We start from the raw sequence: 18,325 nt of genomic DNA, 5'->3' as shown, positions 1-18,325 counted from the left end.
TTTGGACATAACAAAAGAAAAAAATAAAGACATTGGCTTCGTTATTCAGTGTTTGTTTACCTCTGCAATTAGCGTTGATGAGCTTAAGCAGTGGGCTGCATATGTTGTAGAAATATTACCTGACAATGAAAGGCCCGATTATATTTTTGATTTGTTGGATTATGATCAACCAATCATGAATGTCTTCAATGTTTTGGGCTTTGTTCCATCTTGGGAGTGTTCGGATAAAGAGGATTTGGCGTTGTATGGGATTGCTATTGAGAGAGGTCGTCCCGTTTATGATCCGCCAGGAACTATTGCTGATGCAAAAGAAGCGTTGTTAGCGTTGCCTAACGTAAGAATATTGTATGAAAAAACTTTTCCTTTTATAAATTAATTTCGTTATTAGGTTTGAAATTAAATAGAGGGGAGTGAATTGCACCGGGTTTCGCGGAGGCTCCAATTCTTGAGAGAATGGCACCATGAAGAAATCAACTCACTTTTCCCCCGAAGTCCGTGAACGAGCAGTTCGCATGGTCATTGAACACCTTGCTGAATACCCATCCGAATGGGCTACCCTCGTTTCAATTGCCAGCAAAATAGGCTGCACGCCCGAAACACTGCGCACATGGTGCCGTCGACAAGGCGGCGATACCGTTCAAGCCAACAAAAATTCAGCAGAGAACGAACGAATCAAAGCGCTGGAACGAGAAGTACGCGAACTTAAAAAGGCCAATGAAATTCTGCGCCTAGCCAGCGCGTATTTCGCACAGGCGGAGCTCGACCGCCGCTTGAAATCGTAAGGTCATTCATCGATTCCCATCGTGGTCAGCACGGGGTCGAGCCGATCTGCAAACTGTTACAGGTCGCTCCGTCTGCCTATCGACGTTATGTCGCTCGACAGCGCAATCCCGCGTTACGTTGCCAACGTGCCATTCGTGACGAGCAACTGAGCGGTGAAGTTACGCGCGTCTGGCAAGAGAATCATCAGGTGTATGGTGCCGTCAAAGTCTGGCGGCAACTCAAGCGCGATGGGCATCTTGTGGCGCGGTGTACCGTTGAGCGTTTGATGCGCAGCCTAGGTTTGCGCGGAATATCGCGTGGTAAAGCGGTGCGCACGACACGCCCAGACCCTGCCGTTGCTTGCCCACTCGATCATGTGAACCGACAATTTGTCGCCGAACGACCGAATCAGCTCTGGGTTTCGGATTTTACCTACGTATCGACTTGGCAAGGCTTCGTGTATGTGGCGTTTGTGATTGATGTATTCGCTCGGTATATCGTGGGCTGGCGAGTGAGTCGCAATATGCAAACCGAGTTTGTGCTGGATGCGTTAGAGCAAGCCCTTTGGGCGCGGCAACCGGAGCGAGAAGCGCTGATTCATCACAGCGACCGTGGATCGCAGTATGTATCGATTAGATATACCGAGCGATTGACTGAAGCAGGCATCGAGCCATCGGTTGGTACGACCGGCGACAGTTACGACAATGCACTCGCTGAGACGATTAACGGACTCTACAAAGCGGAAGTGATTCATCGTTTGGGGCCTTGGAAAAGCCTAGAATCTGTGGAGCTAGCGACATTAGAATGGGTTTCGTGGTTCAATCACCATCGTTTGCTTGGGTCGATTGGTCATATCCCACCTGCGGAAGCAGAAGCAAATTATTATCGTAATCAAAGCGAGCAGGCCATGTTGGTCTGACTCAAACCAAACAGCCTCCGCGAAACCCGGTGCGATTCAGTACTGCCAGACTAATTCATCTAATACGGTAGCTTACTTAATCGCTGCTAGTGTCTTGTTCGAAACATTTGATCAAGCTATGTTCGCACTCGAAAACAACAGTGAAGCAGAGCTGATGGTAAGCCACCGAAAATCCGTCAACATTAGCAAAAACGAATTGATCAAACGTTATGCTGCGACGGGAGGCGATTATCGAGCTACAGCAGAACAGTTTCCGCAGATCAATGACTTTGTTGTACGACAACGTCTGCAAACTCTTGGTTTGCCAAACTTTAGTGGCCGGAGTCATCTCAATTTGCAGCAAGCTGCGATCGCATTTTATCTGGAAGAAAAATCACTGATTGAATCCGCAATGGTATTCGGTGTTCCGTTGCAACAGCTTGAAAGTTTAGTGCGCAATGCGGGCTGCGGCTTTGCCAAGGTGCTTGCGATAATGGCGCAGGATGGTGAGCGGCGTTATTTTAATAAAACACAGCAAAATTTGCCGACAGTTTGCTTGGGATAATCCTCCTCACTGGCGCAACTATAAAAGCCAAAACCCAGTTGAAAGGTACTCGTTCTAGTTTGACACTTGAGCAGCATCTATAGCACTGATTAGTGCTGATCTGTTCTCGCCGCGAAAGTGCCAATTTAGATCAATGCAACCCCAGAGCAGCTTTTGTAAGCTATTTTTACGACTTATAAAATGCCCCTTCTTTGCAAGGGGCATTTTTGCTGGATTCTATTTCACGACTATATTAGACAATTCACGACTTTAATTGCCAAGTTACGACTTTAATAGGTCGGAATAAAAAAATTAACTAACTACCCCCTCACTCCACCGTCACGCTCTTCGCTAAATTCCTCGGCTTATCTACATCCGTCCCACGCGCCAGTGCCGTGTGATAGGCCAGTAGTTGTAAGGGCACGGTATGCAGGATGGGGGAGAGTAGGCCGTAGTGTTCGGGCAGGCGGATGACGTGGACGCCTTCGCTGGCGGTGATGCGCGAATCGGCGTCGGCAAATACGTATAGCTCGCCGCCGCGGGCGCGTACTTCTTGCATATTGGATTTTAGTTTTTCGATCAGGGTGTCGTTAGGGGCTACGGTAACGACGGGCATTTCTTTGGTCACCAGCGCCAGCGGGCCGTGTTTTAGCTCGCCTGCGGGGTAGGCTTCGGCGTGGATATAGGAAATTTCTTTTAGCTTTAACGCGCCTTCTAGGGCGATCGGGTAGTGCAGGCCACGGCCTAGGAAGAGGGCGTTTTCTTTTACTGCAAATTGCTCGGCCCATGCAATGATTTGCGGCTCTAGTGCGAGCACAGCGCTGATGGCAACTGGCAGGTGGCGCATGGCTTTGATGTGTTCGGCTTCTTGCTCGTCGCTGAGCCTGCCTTTGATTTGCGCTAAAGATAGTGCCAGTAAGAATAGCGCGGCCAATTGGGTGGTAAAGGCTTTGGTGGAGGCCACGCCGACTTCTACCCCTGCATGGGTGATATAGGCCAGCTCGCATTCGCGCACCATGGCGCTGGTGGCCACATTGCAGATGGTAAGCGTGTGCAGCATGCCTAGATTACGGGCGTGTTTTAGTGCGGCAAGGGTGTCGGCGGTTTCGCCGCTTTGGCTGATGGTGACGACCAAGCTTTTAGGATTAGGCACGCTATCGCGATAGCGGTATTCGCTGGCGATTTCTACATTTACCGTAATTTTGGCGATGGATTCAATCCAGTATTTGGCGGTGAGCCCTGCGTAGTAGCTGGTGCCGCAGGCCAGAATCAGTACCGAATCAATGTCTTTAAAAATACCGTAGGCTTTGTCGCCAAATAGCTCTGGCATGATATTGGTGACATTTTCTAAGGTGTCGGCAATGGCGCGTGGCTGCTCAAAAATCTCTTTTTGCATGTAATGGCGGTAAGGGCCCAGCTCGGCACCGCCGCTATGGGCGTGCACGGTGCGAATCTCGCGCTGCACCGAAGTGCCTTGGCTGTCTACAATCCAACATTTTTGTAATTGCAGATCAACCACATCGCCTTCTTCCAGATAAATAATCTGGTCGGTAGTGCCCGATAAAGCCATCGCATCAGAGGCAATAAAGTTTTCGCCTTTGCCCACACCCACAATCAGGGGTGAACCTAAACGTGCGCCCACCACGCGGTGTGGCTCGTCGCGGCAGAATACGGCGATGGCAAAAGCGCCAGTTAAGCGTTTGACCGCTTGCTGTACGGTTTCAAATAAATCGCCTTGATAAAGATGATCGATCAGATGCGCGATCACTTCTGTATCGGTTTGGCTTTCAAATACATAGCCAGCGACGGTCAGCTCGGCGCGCAGCTCTTCATGGTTTTCGATAATGCCGTTGTGCACCAGTGCAATCCGCTCACGCGAGAAATGCGGGTGAGCGTTGGCGGAAGAAGGCACGCCGTGGGTGGCCCAGCGGGTGTGGGCAATGCCGGTAAAGCCTGCTAAACCAGTTTGATCGATTTGCGCTTGCAGCTCGGTCACGCGGGAGGTGCTGCGCGAGCGTTGCAGCTTGCCATCCACATGCAAGGCCACGCCGCAGGAATCGTAGCCACGGTATTCAAGCCGTTTAAGCCCTTCAAGCAAAATAGGGGTGATATTACGCTGGGCAACTGCACCGACAATACCGCACATAGCAACCTCGGAAGGAATATTTATAGGAATGCAGCCATGCTAAAGGGTTTGGTGTGAATATATCTTTCAAAATTTAATGTATTATGAAATAAATAGGTAACTATTCATTTGTGTGAATTTTTATTTCATATTTACAATAATTATGAATTTTTATGACATCAATAACGGTATTAGATGAGCTGGATAAGCGCATCTTGCAACAATTACAGCAAGACTCTTCTTTAAGTAATCAAGACTTGGCCGCCAAGGTACACGCCTCGCCGCCCACGTGCTTGCGCCGCGTAAAACGCTTAATGGATACAGGCGTGATTGCCAAGCAAGTGGCGATTTTAGCGCCAGAAAAAGTCGGCGCAGGCTTAACCGCCATCGTTGAAATTACGCTGGATGTGCAAACATCAGAAAAGATGCAGGAGTTTGAGCAGCTTGCCGCAGCAGAAAAAACCGTGCAGCAATGCTATCGCGTTTCGCCAGGGCCGGATTTTGTGCTGATTATTCAGGTGGCGGATATGACCGCCTACCACCAGCTAGCCCACCGCCTGTTTGCCACCCAATCGAATATCCGCAATGTAAGAAGCTTCTTTTCGATGTTTAGAAGCAAGTTCGAGACGTATTTGGCGTTGTGAGTGGGCAGAATAAACCCGCTTTAACAGCCAAATGATCTGTAGACACAGAGCTAAAAAATACACGGAGCACATGGAGAAAAACAAGGTTTTTTAATTACTGATATTTCTCTGTAAATAAAAAGCAGATGAAAATAACTTAGGGTGCTGCTCGCTGCTTCCCATTGAGAGCAGAGCGCAGCAAGCCGCGCCCCTATGTTTACTTTGATAATTATTTTTGACGGGTGAGCCTTGCTGTTTAAAGTAATAACTCCCTTATGCTCTACCAAGCGGGATGGCTTGAGGGGGGAGTAGGTGGTTTTGTAATGCCTCTAGGGCCGCTTGCCTTGATAAAGCAATTTGCATACAGGCAGTGATCATGGATGTGACGAGCACTGGGTCTAGGTTTTTAAGAAACATTTGAGGCGATAGTTCACCATTAAACATTTTTTGCGCTTCACACCACGCTTGCAAGGTGCCCTGATGGCCTAGGCTGCGGTAAAGGAAGGCCGTAACTGGAGAGGCGTTTAGGTCTAGCGCGGTTTCTTCTGATCGGCCTTGATCAAAAACGTGCAATAGCTCGGGATGAATATCCGCAGCGGTGTTGGCTTTTGGCAGGTAGTCTTCGGCACGTACGGGCTTGCCACTGCTGTGGTGTATATCCCCAGAAACATCGATATTGGCCCATCGCCGCCGGTTGCTATTGCAATTGCTTCAAGCATGGCAATGGTGGTGAGTTTGATGGCTAGAAAATCGCAAGCAAAGCAGATATTGCTGCGGGCTGCAGTTTGTAAAAGCTTTAGAGTTTCGTCTGAGGGCTGCTGCTTATACTGATGGAAGACAGCTTCACCTTTTAGCCTCTGCAAAAAGGTTTCCATGCGCAGCAGGGCCGCACGATAGTCTTGAAGGGTGTAGGCCCCGACGGCATTCAGTGGGATATTTGATTCTTCTATTAGTAGCCAAGTCGAGGATAAAAACACACTTGGCCGGCTCTGGGCAAATCCCATGACGTCTTGGTTACTAAGGTTAATGGCATCTTGCATGACTTCATTAACGTAGGGGCCGTAGATTTCTATATCGTGCATTCCAAGTAGCTGGCGGCTTTGTTGGTGGACTTGCTCTGCTAACTGTTGGGTGGCGGCCTTGCCCCTAAATGGGATGGTGGCTTCAATACAGGCGGCAATAGCGATAAGATCGCTAAGTGGTAGCCAAGGTTTAAGTAAGGTAACGGCCACTACAGCGCTTAAAAATTCGTTCATTCCGCCATGAGGGGGGAGTACGCCACTAGGCGTAAAGCTAAATAGCGCCGCACACATGCTGACCAGTTGATTGGGGAGCGGATCTGGCAGGGTGAATTCATTGTTTTTCAGTTGGCAGACATGATTTAAAATTGCGCCAGTGTGCTGAGGGAAGCCCCAGTCAAGCTGGTAGTAAACCAAGTCATGAAACAGCGCGGCAAGTTGTGCCCTTGGCTGTAGACCTTCGCAAACCTGAAACACATGGTCGGCAGTGTGGTATTTGCGGGTGGTGTTTTCCATTGCGCGGTGTACTAAGATGGCCAGTCGTTCAATATCTGGCATCGGTACATCAACTGACATTTGCTTAAATGATTCGCTGAAGATATGAACAATTCGGTTGATTCTTGAATGACTCATTTTGCCTCATTATTTTTGCGTCATGACAATTAAATCACCCTGTTCACCCTTGCTGAGTCTTTCTAGGTGCAAGGCGAGCAGTGGATCCAGAGGATATTGCAGTGCTAGCTGATTAAAATCTTCTGCGCTAGCGGTCTGATTGACCATCGCTTGATACAGCATGCAGTATTGATCTAGTGGCGCATAGTTGGCTGCTCGCTGGCTAGTGATAGGCTCAAACACCTGCAGTGGTTGGCTTTTTCCTTTAAGCATGAGCTGGCCAATGGGGCGAACTTCTGCATGAGGGCAGCCGCTTAAGGTGGCTTGCGAAAGGCAGATGGTGGTGCCAAGGTGCTTATTTACGCTTTCAAGACGAGCTGCTGTGTTGACGGCGTCGCCCAGTGCTCGGTAGTCAAATAAAGTGCGTCCACCAAAATTACCCACAATCACTTCACCAGAATGGATGCCGATGCGTGTTAGGCCAAAGGGTGTACCTTTGGCGTTGAGCGCGGCAGAGTAATCGCTGGCAAAACGATCCATTTCTAGTGCGCAATTTAAGGCTCGGCTCCGGTGATCGGTCTGTGTTATGGGGGCAGAAAACATAATCGCCAAGGCATCGCCCACAATCCGATCTAGTGTACCCTCGTATTTAAAAGCAATGGCGATCATTTGATCAAGGTAATCATTAAGCAGAACCACAGCATCGGCTGGGTCGAGTTTTTCCATTAATGTGGTGAAATTGGCGAGGTCGGTAAATATAAAGCTGCATTCTTGTCGCCGCCCGCCCAGTGCCATTGAATCGGGGTTGGCGATCAGGTGGCTGACTCGGTTAGGGGATACGTAGCGAGAAAAAGCTTGTTTAATCCAGCGCTGCTTGCGCTCGCTTTGCCAGTGGTGCATCAAGCTGCCTAGGGTGAATGTTGCAATAAAGATCAAGGTTGGGGTGACCATATCCAGCAGTAAAGCGTGTTGGCGAAAAGCATACCAGCCGAGTAGTTGCAGGATCAGCAAGCAAACCAGTGTGGTGCTTGCCGCTAATAGTGCTCGAAACCTTATCGTGAGTAAGGTAATGGAGAGGGCCCCAATAAGGTGATGATGCTCTCTGCTGCTCTGGCCCAGCCAGGCCGCTGTAAAACAGTGCCGCTGTTGATTTGTTCTAGCATTTGGGCATGTACTTCAACGCCAGGAATGATTTGCCCCAGCGGGCTAAATCGCAGGTCCATCAACCCCTGAGCCGAGCTGCCGATTAAAATCATTTTTCCTTTGAGCGTTGAAGCAGGTATGTGCCCTGCTAGCAGCTTCCATGCACTCAGGTAGCGGGTAGGGTCTGGCTTGGCAAAATGAACCCAAGCCTCGCCATGTTCTGTTAGTGGAATCGTGAAGGAGCCAATGCGCAGCGTATCTGGCTGGCCATTGGCAAGTGTTTTAACAATATAGTTTTGCCTACCCTGGGCCACGCGTAAGACTTCTGCATCCATTGAGGGCACCAGCTCATTGCCCAGCTTAAGTAGTAACGGAATGCGGCGTACCACCCCATCTTTATCTGGAATAAAATTGAGTACGCCATTGCCGCTGGCTACACGCTCAAATGCGGGCAGCGCAACAATGGCGCTTTGAAAAGAATGTAGCCAGCGGCTGGGTTCTGGGCCTGTATAGACATAACGATATTGGGGAGGGCTTAGCGGTACTGGCCCAACTTCACGCTTGATGGTAAGCCCTAAAACTACCGGCGCGGTTTTGATGCTCTGCGCAAAAACTGCATCGTGATCGGGCAGTGCGGTAAGCGCGCTTTTCAAAGGCTCTTGTAGAGACCAAAGTTGTGCCATTGTTTGTGGTGAGCTGCGATCTGGCTCAGCAAAAACCACGTCAAACCCAATGACTGCCACTTTGGCGTCTTGTAGTTTATTAATCATGGTCGCCAGCCGAGTTCGCGGCCACGGCCATTGGCCAAGGCGGGCTAGGCTTTCATCATCGATATCGATAATTTGTACTGCTAAGCCAGTACTTTGGCGAGCAGACCAGCGCTGATACTGATCGAATAATTGATTGCGTAATGTTTGTAAGGAGGTGAAATCAGCCCAAAGCAGCGCTAGTGCCAGTGCCAGCGTTGCAATGGGCAGAAAAATATTGGCGGGTTGAAGGGCGCTTTTTTTCATAGATTAAATAGCTTCAATTTTTGCTTATATAGATCAACTAATCTTTAGCTGACTTATTTATTTAGAATCTATATTAGTAGGCTAACGATTTTAGCAGGGATCTATTGTTAAACCAGCAAGTAGGGCTTTGTTTTTGCATTTTGTTACTATCGAGTAACTTGATTGCTCGCACCTGAGTGCGTATGGAAAAGCAACCATAAATCGGCTAAGCATCAGTACTTAGGGGCGAGGTGTGACGGTTGTCATTGGCGGGATCAATCACTGTGTGATGGCTTACGATTGTATGCTAAGTTTAAAACTGCGTACGTAGATTTACTGGAGTCAGATTATGTTTAAGTGTGTGGTGTTAAGTGGTTACTTACTTTCTTCGGTGCTATGGGCCGCTGATGCGCCAATAGGCTGGGTGAAAAATGTAACGGGGGATGCTTCCGTCAGTAGCCATGGTGTGTTGGTAAGAGCGGAGTCAGGTACGGCGGTTTGGCAGGGCAGTGTGTTGCGTACGGGTGCAAAAAGTAGCATGGGAATTACTTTTAAAGATGAAACTATTATGTCCTTTGGCCCCAATACGCAGATGAGCGTTGATGAATACCTGTATGCCCCTGCGCAAGGTCAGCTTAGCCTTGTTGGTAAACTAGCAAAGGGCACCATGAATTATGTATCCGGAATTATTGCTAAATTACAGCCCGATGCCGTTGCAGTGAATACCCCAGTTGGAATGATTGGTGTTCGTGGTACACAATTTGTGGTGAAAGTTGAGGAGTAATACATGCCATTTAAAGCTGGAGTTTTTCGCTCATTTCTTATCCCATTTATGCTGGCATTCTTGCTGCAGGCCTGTGCCTCGGAGTCTTATATTGTGTTACTGGAAAACCCAGATGGGCATACTGGTGCAGTTACGGTGAGTGGAGAAAAAGGTAAGCAGCTAATTAAAAAGGCAGGGGATGGTGCATTACTGGATGGATCCCAAGCACCTGCCCCAGTTGCTGCTGATAAAATTCGGGAAGACTTTGGTGAAGCTATGGCCGCAAGGCCTAAAGTTCCTAAGCGTTTTATACTGTATTTTCAGATTGATACCACTTTAACTGCAGAGTCAGAAGGGCAGTTGCCAACAATTATTGCTGAAGCCGCTAGCCGCCCAGCTGTAGATATTTCTGTGGTTGGCCATACGGATACGATGGGCAAAGCAGATGAAAATGCAGCTCTTGCGCTGGTGCGCGCTACATTGGTTGCTAATTTACTAAAAGAAAAAGGCCTGAAGTATCACAATATGACGGTTGAATCTCACGGAGAGCGAAATTTGCTAATTCTTACACCGAATGAAGTGTATGAGCCTAAAAACAGGCGAGTTGAAGTTTCGGTACGTTAAGAGCTAGCCTTAACGATGAGTTTGGATTTAAAAAAAGCCCACTTTATATTTTTAATATGAAGTGGGCTTTTTTGTGGGTGGGGAGGCTTAAACCGACGGCAGCAAGTTTGGCAGGCTCAAGTGATTAAACGCAGCACGGCTGATCATTGCGGCGGCTTTTTCGATATCTGGCGCAAAGAAGCGGTCTTTATCGTAGAAAGTAACCTCGGCACGCAAGATCGCTTTAGCGGCTTCTAGCTTGCTCGATGCTTTTGCTGGCGCTCTAAAATCCACACCTTGGCAGGCTGCTAGCAATTCAACCGCCAGAATACCTGCGGTATTTTCACTCATATCTTTTAAGCGGCGCGCAGCAAAAGTAGCCATGGAAACATGGTCTTCTTGGTTGGCCGATGTGGGCAAGCTGTCTACCGATGCGGGATGAGCCAGCGATTTATTTTCAGAAGCCAGCGCAGCACCTGTCACTTGGGCGATCATAAAGCCAGAATTAACGCCGCCGTTATTCACCAGGAAGGCGGGTAATTTAGACAGGTTATTATCGATCAACAGGGCCATACGGCGCTCAGACAAAGAGCCAACTTCGGCAATCGCCAGCGCCAAATTATCCGCAGCAAAGGCCACTGGCTCGGCGTGGAAATTGCCGCCAGATAAAATCACATTATCGTCTGAGAACACCAGTGGGTTGTCAGATACGGCATTGGCTTCTACCAATAAAGTTTCTGCCGAGTTGCGGATTTGTGTCAGGCATGCGCCCATTACCTGTGGTTGGCAGCGTAATGAATACGGGTCTTGCACCTTGCCGCAGTTGGCGTGGGCTTGGGCGATTCCGCTGGTCTCTCCAAGCAAGTCACGGTAAAACGTCGCCGAATCAATCTGCCCTGCATGGCCGCGCACCGCATGAATGCGTGCATCAAACGGCGTGCGGCTGCCCATGGCGGCTTCAACCGATAAGCTGCCTGCAACGGACGCGGCAATAAATAAGTCTTCAGCGGCAAATAAGCCTTCTAGCGCAAAGGCGGTCGATGCCTGTGTGCCATTCAATAGCGCCAAGCCTTCTTTTGGGGCCAGTACGATAGGATCAAGGCTGGCGGCTTGCATCGCAACAGCGCCGGTAACTCGTTTGCCATCAACAAAGGCTTCGCCTTCACCAATCAAAACCGCGCTCATATGGGATAGCGGGGCCAAATCCCCCGATGCGCCGACCGAGCCTTTTTGCGGAATCACTGGATAAATCTGATGGTTAAACAGGATAATCAGCGCTTCGATTACTGAGCGGCGAATGCCAGAAAAACCACGCGCCAGCGAATTGATTTTAAGCGCCATCAGCAAACGCACTGTGCTGCTTTCCATTGGCTTGCCGATACCTGCCGCGTGTGAAAGCACGATGGAGCGTTGCAGTAATTCGAGTTCTTCAGTGGCGATTTTGGTGCTGGCCAGTAAGCCAAAGCCGGTGTTAATGCCATAGACGGTGCGCCCTTCAGTCAGAACACGCGCCACGGTGGCGGCAGCTGCGTCGATGCCTGCATGAGAAGACGCATCCAGGCTAAGGGTGATGCTTTCATCTCGGGCAATCTTGCGTAAGTCAGCAAGCGTTAATTGGCCGGGCTTGATATTGAATGTGCTCATTGTGTGATCCAGTGTGTGTTTTTATAGTGTGGTGGGCGCTAAAAAGTTCTGTAGATACAGAGATCCGTGAGGACACAGAGCACACTGAGAAAAACTAAGAAAAGAGATTTAAACTCGATCGTCTTGGTTTTCTCCGTGTTCTGTTTTTTAACTCCGTGCGCTCTGTGCCTACAGAACTTAGGGTTTGTAAAGCCGTCTTTTACTTCAACATCGGCAAATCTAAGCCCTGCTCTTTGGCGCAGTTTTTGGCGATGTCGTAGCCTGCGTCGGCGTGGCGCATGACGCCGGTGCCGGGGTCGTTCCACAATACGCGGCCCAAGCGTTTGGCTGCGGCGTCTGTACCGTCAGCCACAATCACCACGCCTGAATGCTGAGAAAAGCCCATGCCTACGCCGCCACCGTGGTGGAGCGACACCCAAGTTGCGCCGCCTGCGGTATTGAGCAGCGCGTTCAAGAGTGGCCAGTCGGATACGGCATCCGAGCCATCTAGCATGGCTTCGGTTTCGCGGTTTGGTGAGGCTACCGAGCCAGAGTCGAGGTGATCACGGCCGATCACGATAGGCGCTTTTAGCTCGCCACTTTTAACCATCTCATTAAAGGCCAGCGCAAGTCGGGCGCGATCTTTTAGGCCTACCCAGCAAATACGCGCTGGCAAGCCTTGGAAGGCGATGCGTTCACGCGCCATATCCAGCCAGTTGTGCAGATGCGGGTTGTCTGGGATCAGCTCTTTTACTTTTGCATCCGTTTTGTAGATGTCTTCTGGGTCGCCAGACAGAGCTACCCAGCGGAAAGGGCCGATGCCTTCGCAAAACAGCGGGCGTACATAGGCGGGTACAAAGCCGGGGAAGTCGAACGCATTTTTTACGCCTTCTTCCAGCGCCATTTGACGGATATTATTGCCGTAGTCGACAGTCGCCGCGCCACGCGCTTGTAAATCCAACATCGCTTGTACTTGCTTGGCCATCGATTGTTTGGCGGCTTTGGTCACGCCTGCGGGGTCTGATTTTTGCGCCTCGCGCCATTTGGCAATATCCCAGCCCTGTGGCAAATAGCCGTGTACAGGGTCGTGAGCTGACGTTTGATCGGTGACAACATCGGGGGTAATGCCACGGGCGACTAGCTCGGCAAACACATCGGCCGCATTGCCTAAGAGGCCAACGGATACAGGTTTGCCGGTTTCTTTTGCATCGGCCACGATGGCCAGCGCTTCATCCAAGGTGGTCGCTTTGCGGTCTACATAGCGCGTCTTCAGGCGGAAATCGATGCGAGTTTCGTCGCACTCTACGGCTATCATCGAAAAACCTGCCATGGTTGCGGCCAAAGGCTGCGCGCCACCCATGCCGCCCAAACCGCCAGTCAAGACCCAACGCCCCTTGGCTACACCGCCAAAATGCTGCTTGGCCATCGCCACAAATGTTTCGTAAGTGCCCTGCACAATGCCCTGGCTGCCGATGTAAATCCAGCTGCCTGCGGTCATCTGGCCGTACATCATGAGGCCTTTTTTATCCAGCTCATTAAAGTGCTCCCAATTGGCCCAGTGAGGCACCAGATTGGAGTTGGCCAGTAGCACGCGCGGTGCATCAGGGTGCGATGGAAATACGCCAACCGGCTTGCCGGATTGAATTAGCAGCGTTTGATCGTCGTCCAGCCGTGTCAGTACTTCTAGAATCTTGTCGTAGCATTCCCAATTACGCGCCGCACGGCCAATCCCGCCATAAACGACAAGTGATTGCGGATACTCGGCCACTTCGGCGTCGAGATTATTCTGGATCATGCGAAAAGCGGCTTCAGTTAGCCAGCTTTTACAAGTCAACTCGCTACCGCGTGGCGCGCGAATAACGCGGGAAGGATCATGGCGTGGGTCGGTCATTTTCAGGCTCCAAGATATAGAAGGTCAAAAAGGTCTGTAGACACAGAGAACACGGAGTTAAAAACCAGAACACAGAGAAAACCTTGAGAAATATAAAGTTATTTTTTTACTTTGTTTTTCTCTGTGTGCTCTGTGTTCTCCCTGCTCTCCGTGTCTACAGAACTTAGGTTTTTAAAGGTTTAAAGCTTCTGGTAATGGCCCATGCCAGCCTAGCGGCGGCTTTTGCGCCGTGGCTGTCGGTGTCAAACAGCGGGTTGAATTCCACTAAGTCTGCTGCGACGAGTTTTCCGCTGGCAGCCAGCAACCTGCTCAGGTGCTCGATCATGCTGATTTCCACGCCAAATCCTGCCGGGGCGGAGACGGCGGGCATTTGCGCTGCGGGCAAGACATCCAGATCAATTGTCAGATACAGCACATCAACTTGATCGATAAAAGCTTGTAACTGAGCCTCGGTTTCTGTCAGCTGCCACGGTGTCATATCGGTGTCGAGCCGCCATGAGGCTTGCAATTGCCGCGCTTTATTAAATAGCGCCTCGGTATTGGCGGTTTCGGCTACGCCCATGCAGAGGTATTTAAAATTTTGGCCACGTTTGGCGCATGCAGCAGCGATCTGGGCAAAGGGAGTGCCGGATGTGGCTTCGCTTGCCTCGCGTAAATCAAAGTGCGCGTCGAAATTGACAATACCGATGCACTGGTTTGGGTGCGCGTTGGCAATCCCTAACCAGTGGCCGAAAGCGGTTTCATGCCCGCCACCGAGTACGAGTGACAAGTGACCAGCTTGAATATTTTGACTCACTGCAGCGGCAAGGCGCTGGTGGGCGGCATCTAAATCGCCATCTTCACAGGCTATATCACCAGCATCATAAAGCGGCAGAGTGGGGTGATAAGCCAGATTCGCCAGCGCCTTACGCAAAGCCACTGGCCCCGCTACAGCACCCACCCGCCCTTGATTGCGGCGCACGCCTTCATCACAGGCAAAGCCAAGCAGAGCAATCCCTGCTGGCTGATTTGTGGCGAAGGGCTGCACCACTTGATGCCAGCGCCGAGCTGCATCGCCTTCAGCAGCATCAATACGCCCAGTCCAAACGGTCATGGTTTTATCCTGATCAAGTAAACCTAAATCTTGAACCACGGAGGACACAGAGAACACGGAGTTTCACGGAGGAAATCTGATTTGTAATGCTTTTCTCTGTGATCCTCCGTTTTCTCCTCATCTCTGTGGTTCAAGGTTTGGGTGTTTGTTAAAAAGAGCCTCTAAATACTCGCTGTTTGAGCAGGGGCGTGCCTAGGCTGTAGATGATTTCTGCGGGGTGGTCGATGTTCCAGACTAAAAAGTCCGCGACAAATCCCTCTGCTAGCTGGCCGTGAGTGGCTGCGCGCCCCAGTGCTTGGGCTGCGTGGCGGGTGGTGCCAGCTAAGGCTTCTTCTGGGGTAAGGGCAAACAGCACACAGGCTTGGTTCATCGCTAGGCGGATAGAGGCGAAAGGGCTGGTGCCGGGGTTGAGATCGGTTGAAACCGCCATCGGCACGCCTGCGGCTCGTAGTGCTGCGACTGGGGGCTTTTGTGTTTCGCGCAAAAAGTAAAATGCGCCGGGCAAGAGCACCGCTACCGTGCCAGCGGCTTGCATCGCGGCAATCCCTGTCTCGTCGAGGTGCTCGATATGGTCGGCGGATAAGCCATTAAACTCTGCTACCAGCGCCGCGCCGTGCAAATTAGATAGTTGCTCTACATGGCCTTTTACGCGTAAACCATGCGCTTTGGCAGCTTCAAATACGCGGCGAGTTTGGGCTGGGCTAAAGCCAACACTTTCGCAGAACACATCAACGGCCTCGGCCAAGTCTTCACTGGCAGCAGCAGGTAGGATGCGCGAAATCACATCATATATATATTCATCGCTGCGTCCTGTAAATTCAGGTGGCACAGCGTGCGCAGCGAGGAGAGTGGTGGCAATTTCTACTGGATAGTTGTCCGCAAAGGATCTCGCCACCCGCAGTTGTTTTAGCTCGTCGTACAGGCACAGCCCATAACCGGATTTAATTTCCAGCGTGGTTACGCCCTCACTCATTAAAGCTTGCAGTCGTGGCAGGCTGGCGGTGCTTAAATCGGCCTGCGATAAATCTCGCGTAGCGTTAACGGTAGAAACAATGCCGCCACCTTCGACTGCAATCTGCTGGTAGGGCACGCCGGTCAGACGTTTTTCCCATTCAGCCGCGCGGTTGCCGCCATAAACCAGGTGGGTATGGCAATCGATCAGGCCAGGGGTAATCCATTGGCCTACTGCATCAATCACTTCACCACGAGAGCCAAATTCAGCCAGTGCCTCTTCCTGCGGCAAGATGGCATGTATCTCTTCGCCCCGAATCCATAGCGCGTGGTCATGTATAGCGCCATAGGCTTCGGGGTGTCGCACGTCCATGGTGGCAAGGCGGGCATTAACCCATAGCGATTCGGTAGGCTGGCTCATGTAGGACTCTGTACGGTGAGTAATTGTATATACATTTACTCATTCTAGACTTGATGTCAAGCAGGGAAAGCCGCGTTAGCGCTATTTAGTGATAGATTCAAGGCAACAGAACGTGGGATATTTCGGGTCGCAGCTAGTGATTTGCTTGGGTTGCGCTTGAGTGTGTAAGAATGGATTTATATAAAACAGTGACTTAGCCATTTATTGCGCTTTTGTTGCTAAACCTTGCTTGACCTAGTTGCCGATGACCCGTATATTTCGGCCTCTCGCTGCAGCGCGCACAGCAACACGGTGTTCTAGCAGTAGCGAATGATCTTTAAAAAAATACAGTCGATGAGTGTGAGTGCTTGATTCGGAAGCGAAACAAGTGCTTACATGAGTGATGAATATCCAGCGATGGATGTTCAAAATAAAGTAAGCCAGTAAGTACTAGCTTAGCGATTAAACTAAAGAGTTTGATCCTGGCTCAGATTGAACGCTGGCGGCATGCTTTACACATGCAAGTCGAACGGTAACAGGGTGCTTGCACCGCTGACGAGTGGCGAACGGGTGAGTAATATATCGGAACGTACCTAGTAATGGGGGATAACTATCCGAAAGGATAGCTAATACCGCATACGCCCTGAGGGGGAAAGAGGGGGATCGCAAGACCTCTCGTTATTAGAGCGGCCGATATCAGATTAGCTAGTTGGTGAGGTAAAGGCTCACCAAGGCAACGATCTGTAGCGGGTCTTAGAGGACGATCCGCCACACTGGAACTGAGACACGGTCCAGACTCCTACGGGAGGCAGCAGTGGGGAATCTTGGACAATGGGCGCAAGCCTGATCCAGCAATGCCGCGTGCGTGAAGAAGGCCTTCGGGTTGTAAAGCGCTTTTGTTCGGGAGGAAATCCTAGGGGCTAATACCTCTTGGGGATGACAGTACCGGAAGAATAAGGACCGGCTAACTACGTGCCAGCAGCCGCGGTAATACGTAGGGTCCAAGCGTTAATCGGAATTACTGGGCGTAAAGGGTGCGCAGGTGGTTGATTAAGTGTGATGTGAAAGCCCCGGGCTCAACCTGGGAATTGCATTGCAAACTGGTCAACTAGAGTATGGCAGAGGGGGTGGAATTCCGCGTGTAGCAGTGAAATGCGTAGAGATGCGGAGGAACACCGATGGCGAAGGCAACCCCCTGGGCTAATACTGACACTCATGCACGAAAGCGTGGGGAGCAAACAGGATTAGATACCCTGGTAGTCCACGCCCTAAACGATGTCTACTAGTTGTTGGGGAATTCGTTCCTTAGTAACGCAGCTAACGCGTGAAGTAGACCGCCTGGGGAGTACGGCCGCAAGGCTAAAACTCAAAGGAATTGACGGGGGCCCGCACAAGCGGTGGATGATGTGGATTAATTCGATGCAACGCGAAAAACCTTACCTAGCCTTGACATGTCAAGAATCCCTGAGAGATCGGGGAGTGCCGCAAGGAACTTGAACACAGGTGCTGCATGGCTGTCGTCAGCTCGTGTCGTGAGATGTTGGGTTAAGTCCCGCAACGAGCGCAACCCTTGTCCTTAGTTGCTACCATTTAGTTGGGCACTTTAAGGAGACTGCCGGTGACAAACCGGAGGAAGGTGGGGATGACGTCAAGTCCTCATGGCCCTTATGGCTAGGGCTTCACACGTCATACAATGGTCGGTACAGAGGGTTGCCAAGCCGCGAGGTGGAGCTAATCTCATAAAACCGATCGTAGTCCGGATTGGAGTCTGCAACTCGACTCCATGAAGTCGGAATCGCTAGTAATCGCGGATCAGCATGTCGCGGTGAATACGTTCCCGGGCCTTGTACACACCGCCCGTCACACCATGGGAATGGGTTTCACCAGAAGTAGGTAGGCTAACCGTAAGGAGGCCGCTTACCACGGTGGGATTCATGACTGGGGTGAAGTCGTAACAAGGTAGCCGTAGGGGAACCTGCGGCTGGATCACCTCCTTTCAAGAGAAAAGTCTTTTGGATTGAGTACTCACACTCATCGACTGTAGGTTTAAGGATTGTGATTGAAGGATTGAGCACTAATGCGATTAAAAAGTCACATTAGTTCTGATTGCTTCACAGCAAGCCAGTACATTGATCTTTAAAAAAATAGAAGAAGTAATACTCAAATTTAGAAATAAATAAGGGTAGATTGTATCAAAACTTAAATCTCGAAGTCAGAACTGAGGTTTAAGTGTCGCAAACAAAGCGAAATCAGATACTTTAAAGATGTGATTGGTTTCGGCCA

At 50.4% G+C, this 18,325-nt stretch carries 15 protein-coding genes, 1 rRNA gene and 1 other annotated feature; of the genes, 7 read left to right on the top strand and 9 right to left on the bottom strand.

The annotated features are described in order from the left end of the window. The first annotated feature begins 1 nt into the window (after position 1). From C1H71_RS02170 to C1H71_RS02160, 3 genes are all read left to right on the top strand, one after another. Positions 2 to 376: a hypothetical protein gene (locus C1H71_RS02170; RefSeq protein WP_130105105.1), complete on the top strand. Its 375-nt coding sequence runs from the start codon at positions 2 to 4 to the stop codon at positions 374 to 376. 85 nt (positions 377 to 461) lie between these two features. After that, a protein-coding gene (locus tag C1H71_RS02165) for an IS3 family transposase (protein ID WP_374704445.1) occupies positions 462 to 1,681 on the top strand; the annotation gives its coding sequence in 2 pieces (ribosomal slippage) (positions 462 to 741 and positions 741 to 1,681; 1,221 coding nt in all). Further along, positions 737 to 853, top strand: a sequence feature (AL1L pseudoknot). Its footprint overlaps the gene before it by 117 nt. A gap of 118 nt (positions 1,682 to 1,799) precedes the next feature. Beyond that, complete coding sequence (locus tag C1H71_RS02160; protein ID WP_130105104.1) at positions 1,800 to 2,225, top strand: hypothetical protein; 426 nt, start codon at positions 1,800 to 1,802, stop codon at positions 2,223 to 2,225. A 307-nt stretch (positions 2,226 to 2,532) separates the two neighbouring features. On the opposite strand, the gene glmS is transcribed toward C1H71_RS02160, so the two are convergent. After that, the gene (gene glmS / locus C1H71_RS02155) at positions 2,533 to 4,350 is read right to left on the bottom strand and encodes a glutamine--fructose-6-phosphate transaminase (isomerizing) (protein ID WP_130105103.1); all 1,818 of its coding nucleotides are present in this window, start codon (positions 4,348 to 4,350) and stop codon (positions 2,533 to 2,535) included. Between the two features lie 152 nt (positions 4,351 to 4,502). Between glmS and C1H71_RS02150 the strand changes: the two genes are divergently transcribed. Continuing rightward, positions 4,503 to 4,973 carry an Lrp/AsnC family transcriptional regulator gene (locus tag C1H71_RS02150; protein ID WP_130105102.1) on the top strand — a complete coding sequence of 157 codons (471 nt, stop codon included), beginning with the start codon at positions 4,503 to 4,505 and terminating at the stop codon, positions 4,971 to 4,973. A 252-nt stretch (positions 4,974 to 5,225) separates the two neighbouring features. Here C1H71_RS02150 and C1H71_RS02145 read toward each other — a convergent pair whose 3' ends face one another. The 4 genes from C1H71_RS02145 to C1H71_RS20885 are packed head-to-tail and all read right to left on the bottom strand — an operon-like array spanning position 5,226 to position 8,739. Continuing rightward, entirely contained in the window at positions 5,226 to 5,525 is a 300-nt protein-coding gene (locus tag C1H71_RS02145; protein WP_130105101.1) for a hypothetical protein, read from the bottom strand. Beyond that, the gene (locus tag C1H71_RS02140) at positions 5,483 to 6,604 is read right to left on the bottom strand and encodes a hypothetical protein (RefSeq protein WP_130105100.1); all 1,122 of its coding nucleotides are present in this window, start codon (positions 6,602 to 6,604) and stop codon (positions 5,483 to 5,485) included. The genes C1H71_RS02145 and C1H71_RS02140 overlap by 43 nt, the downstream gene beginning before the upstream one ends. A gap of 9 nt (positions 6,605 to 6,613) precedes the next feature. Further along, a complete protein-coding gene (locus tag C1H71_RS20890) occupies positions 6,614 to 7,594 on the bottom strand; it encodes an adenylate/guanylate cyclase domain-containing protein (protein ID WP_223145967.1) in 981 nt (326 codons plus the stop codon). Positions 7,595 to 7,635: 41 nt separating this feature from the next. After that, the gene (locus C1H71_RS20885; RefSeq protein ID WP_223145966.1) at positions 7,636 to 8,739 is read right to left on the bottom strand and encodes a CHASE2 domain-containing protein; all 1,104 of its coding nucleotides are present in this window, start codon (positions 8,737 to 8,739) and stop codon (positions 7,636 to 7,638) included. Between the two features lie 328 nt (positions 8,740 to 9,067). Between C1H71_RS20885 and C1H71_RS02130 the strand changes: the two genes are divergently transcribed. Together C1H71_RS02130 and C1H71_RS02125 are read left to right on the top strand one after the other, a co-directional pair. After that, the gene (locus C1H71_RS02130; protein WP_130105099.1) at positions 9,068 to 9,502 is read left to right on the top strand and encodes a FecR family protein; all 435 of its coding nucleotides are present in this window, start codon (positions 9,068 to 9,070) and stop codon (positions 9,500 to 9,502) included. A gap of 3 nt (positions 9,503 to 9,505) precedes the next feature. Further along, positions 9,506 to 10,105, top strand: a complete 600-nt coding sequence (locus C1H71_RS02125) for an OmpA family protein (RefSeq protein WP_130105098.1) — start codon at positions 9,506 to 9,508, stop codon at positions 10,103 to 10,105. 87 nt (positions 10,106 to 10,192) lie between these two features. Here the strand turns inward: C1H71_RS02125 and hutH are convergent, their stop codons facing one another. The 4 genes from hutH to hutI all read right to left on the bottom strand — a co-directional run bounded on the left by hutH (position 10,193) and on the right by hutI (position 16,063). Further along, positions 10,193 to 11,728, bottom strand: a complete 1,536-nt coding sequence (gene hutH, locus C1H71_RS02120; protein WP_130105097.1) for a histidine ammonia-lyase — start codon at positions 11,726 to 11,728, stop codon at positions 10,193 to 10,195. Positions 11,729 to 11,927: 199 nt separating this feature from the next. Continuing rightward, positions 11,928 to 13,598: a urocanate hydratase gene (gene hutU / locus C1H71_RS02115; protein ID WP_130105096.1), complete on the bottom strand. Its 1,671-nt coding sequence runs from the start codon at positions 13,596 to 13,598 to the stop codon at positions 11,928 to 11,930. A gap of 163 nt (positions 13,599 to 13,761) precedes the next feature. Then, positions 13,762 to 14,691 (bottom strand): formimidoylglutamase, encoded by a 930-nt coding sequence (hutG, locus tag C1H71_RS02110; RefSeq protein WP_130105095.1) that lies wholly within the window; start codon positions 14,689 to 14,691, stop codon positions 13,762 to 13,764. A 148-nt stretch (positions 14,692 to 14,839) separates the two neighbouring features. Then, a complete protein-coding gene (gene hutI / locus C1H71_RS02105) occupies positions 14,840 to 16,063 on the bottom strand; it encodes an imidazolonepropionase (protein ID WP_130105094.1) in 1,224 nt (407 codons plus the stop codon). A gap of 443 nt (positions 16,064 to 16,506) precedes the next feature. Between hutI and C1H71_RS02100 the strand changes: the two genes are divergently transcribed. Beyond that, positions 16,507 to 18,039: ribosomal RNA gene (locus C1H71_RS02100) — 16S ribosomal RNA — on the top strand. Positions 18,040 to 18,325: the final 286 nt, after the last annotated feature.

The sequence above is a fragment of the Iodobacter fluviatilis genome, assembly GCF_004194535.1.
GTDB classification, from domain to species: Bacteria; Pseudomonadota; Gammaproteobacteria; order Burkholderiales; family Chitinibacteraceae; genus Iodobacter; species Iodobacter fluviatilis_A.
This window is presented reverse-complemented; position numbering and strand designations above follow the sequence as displayed.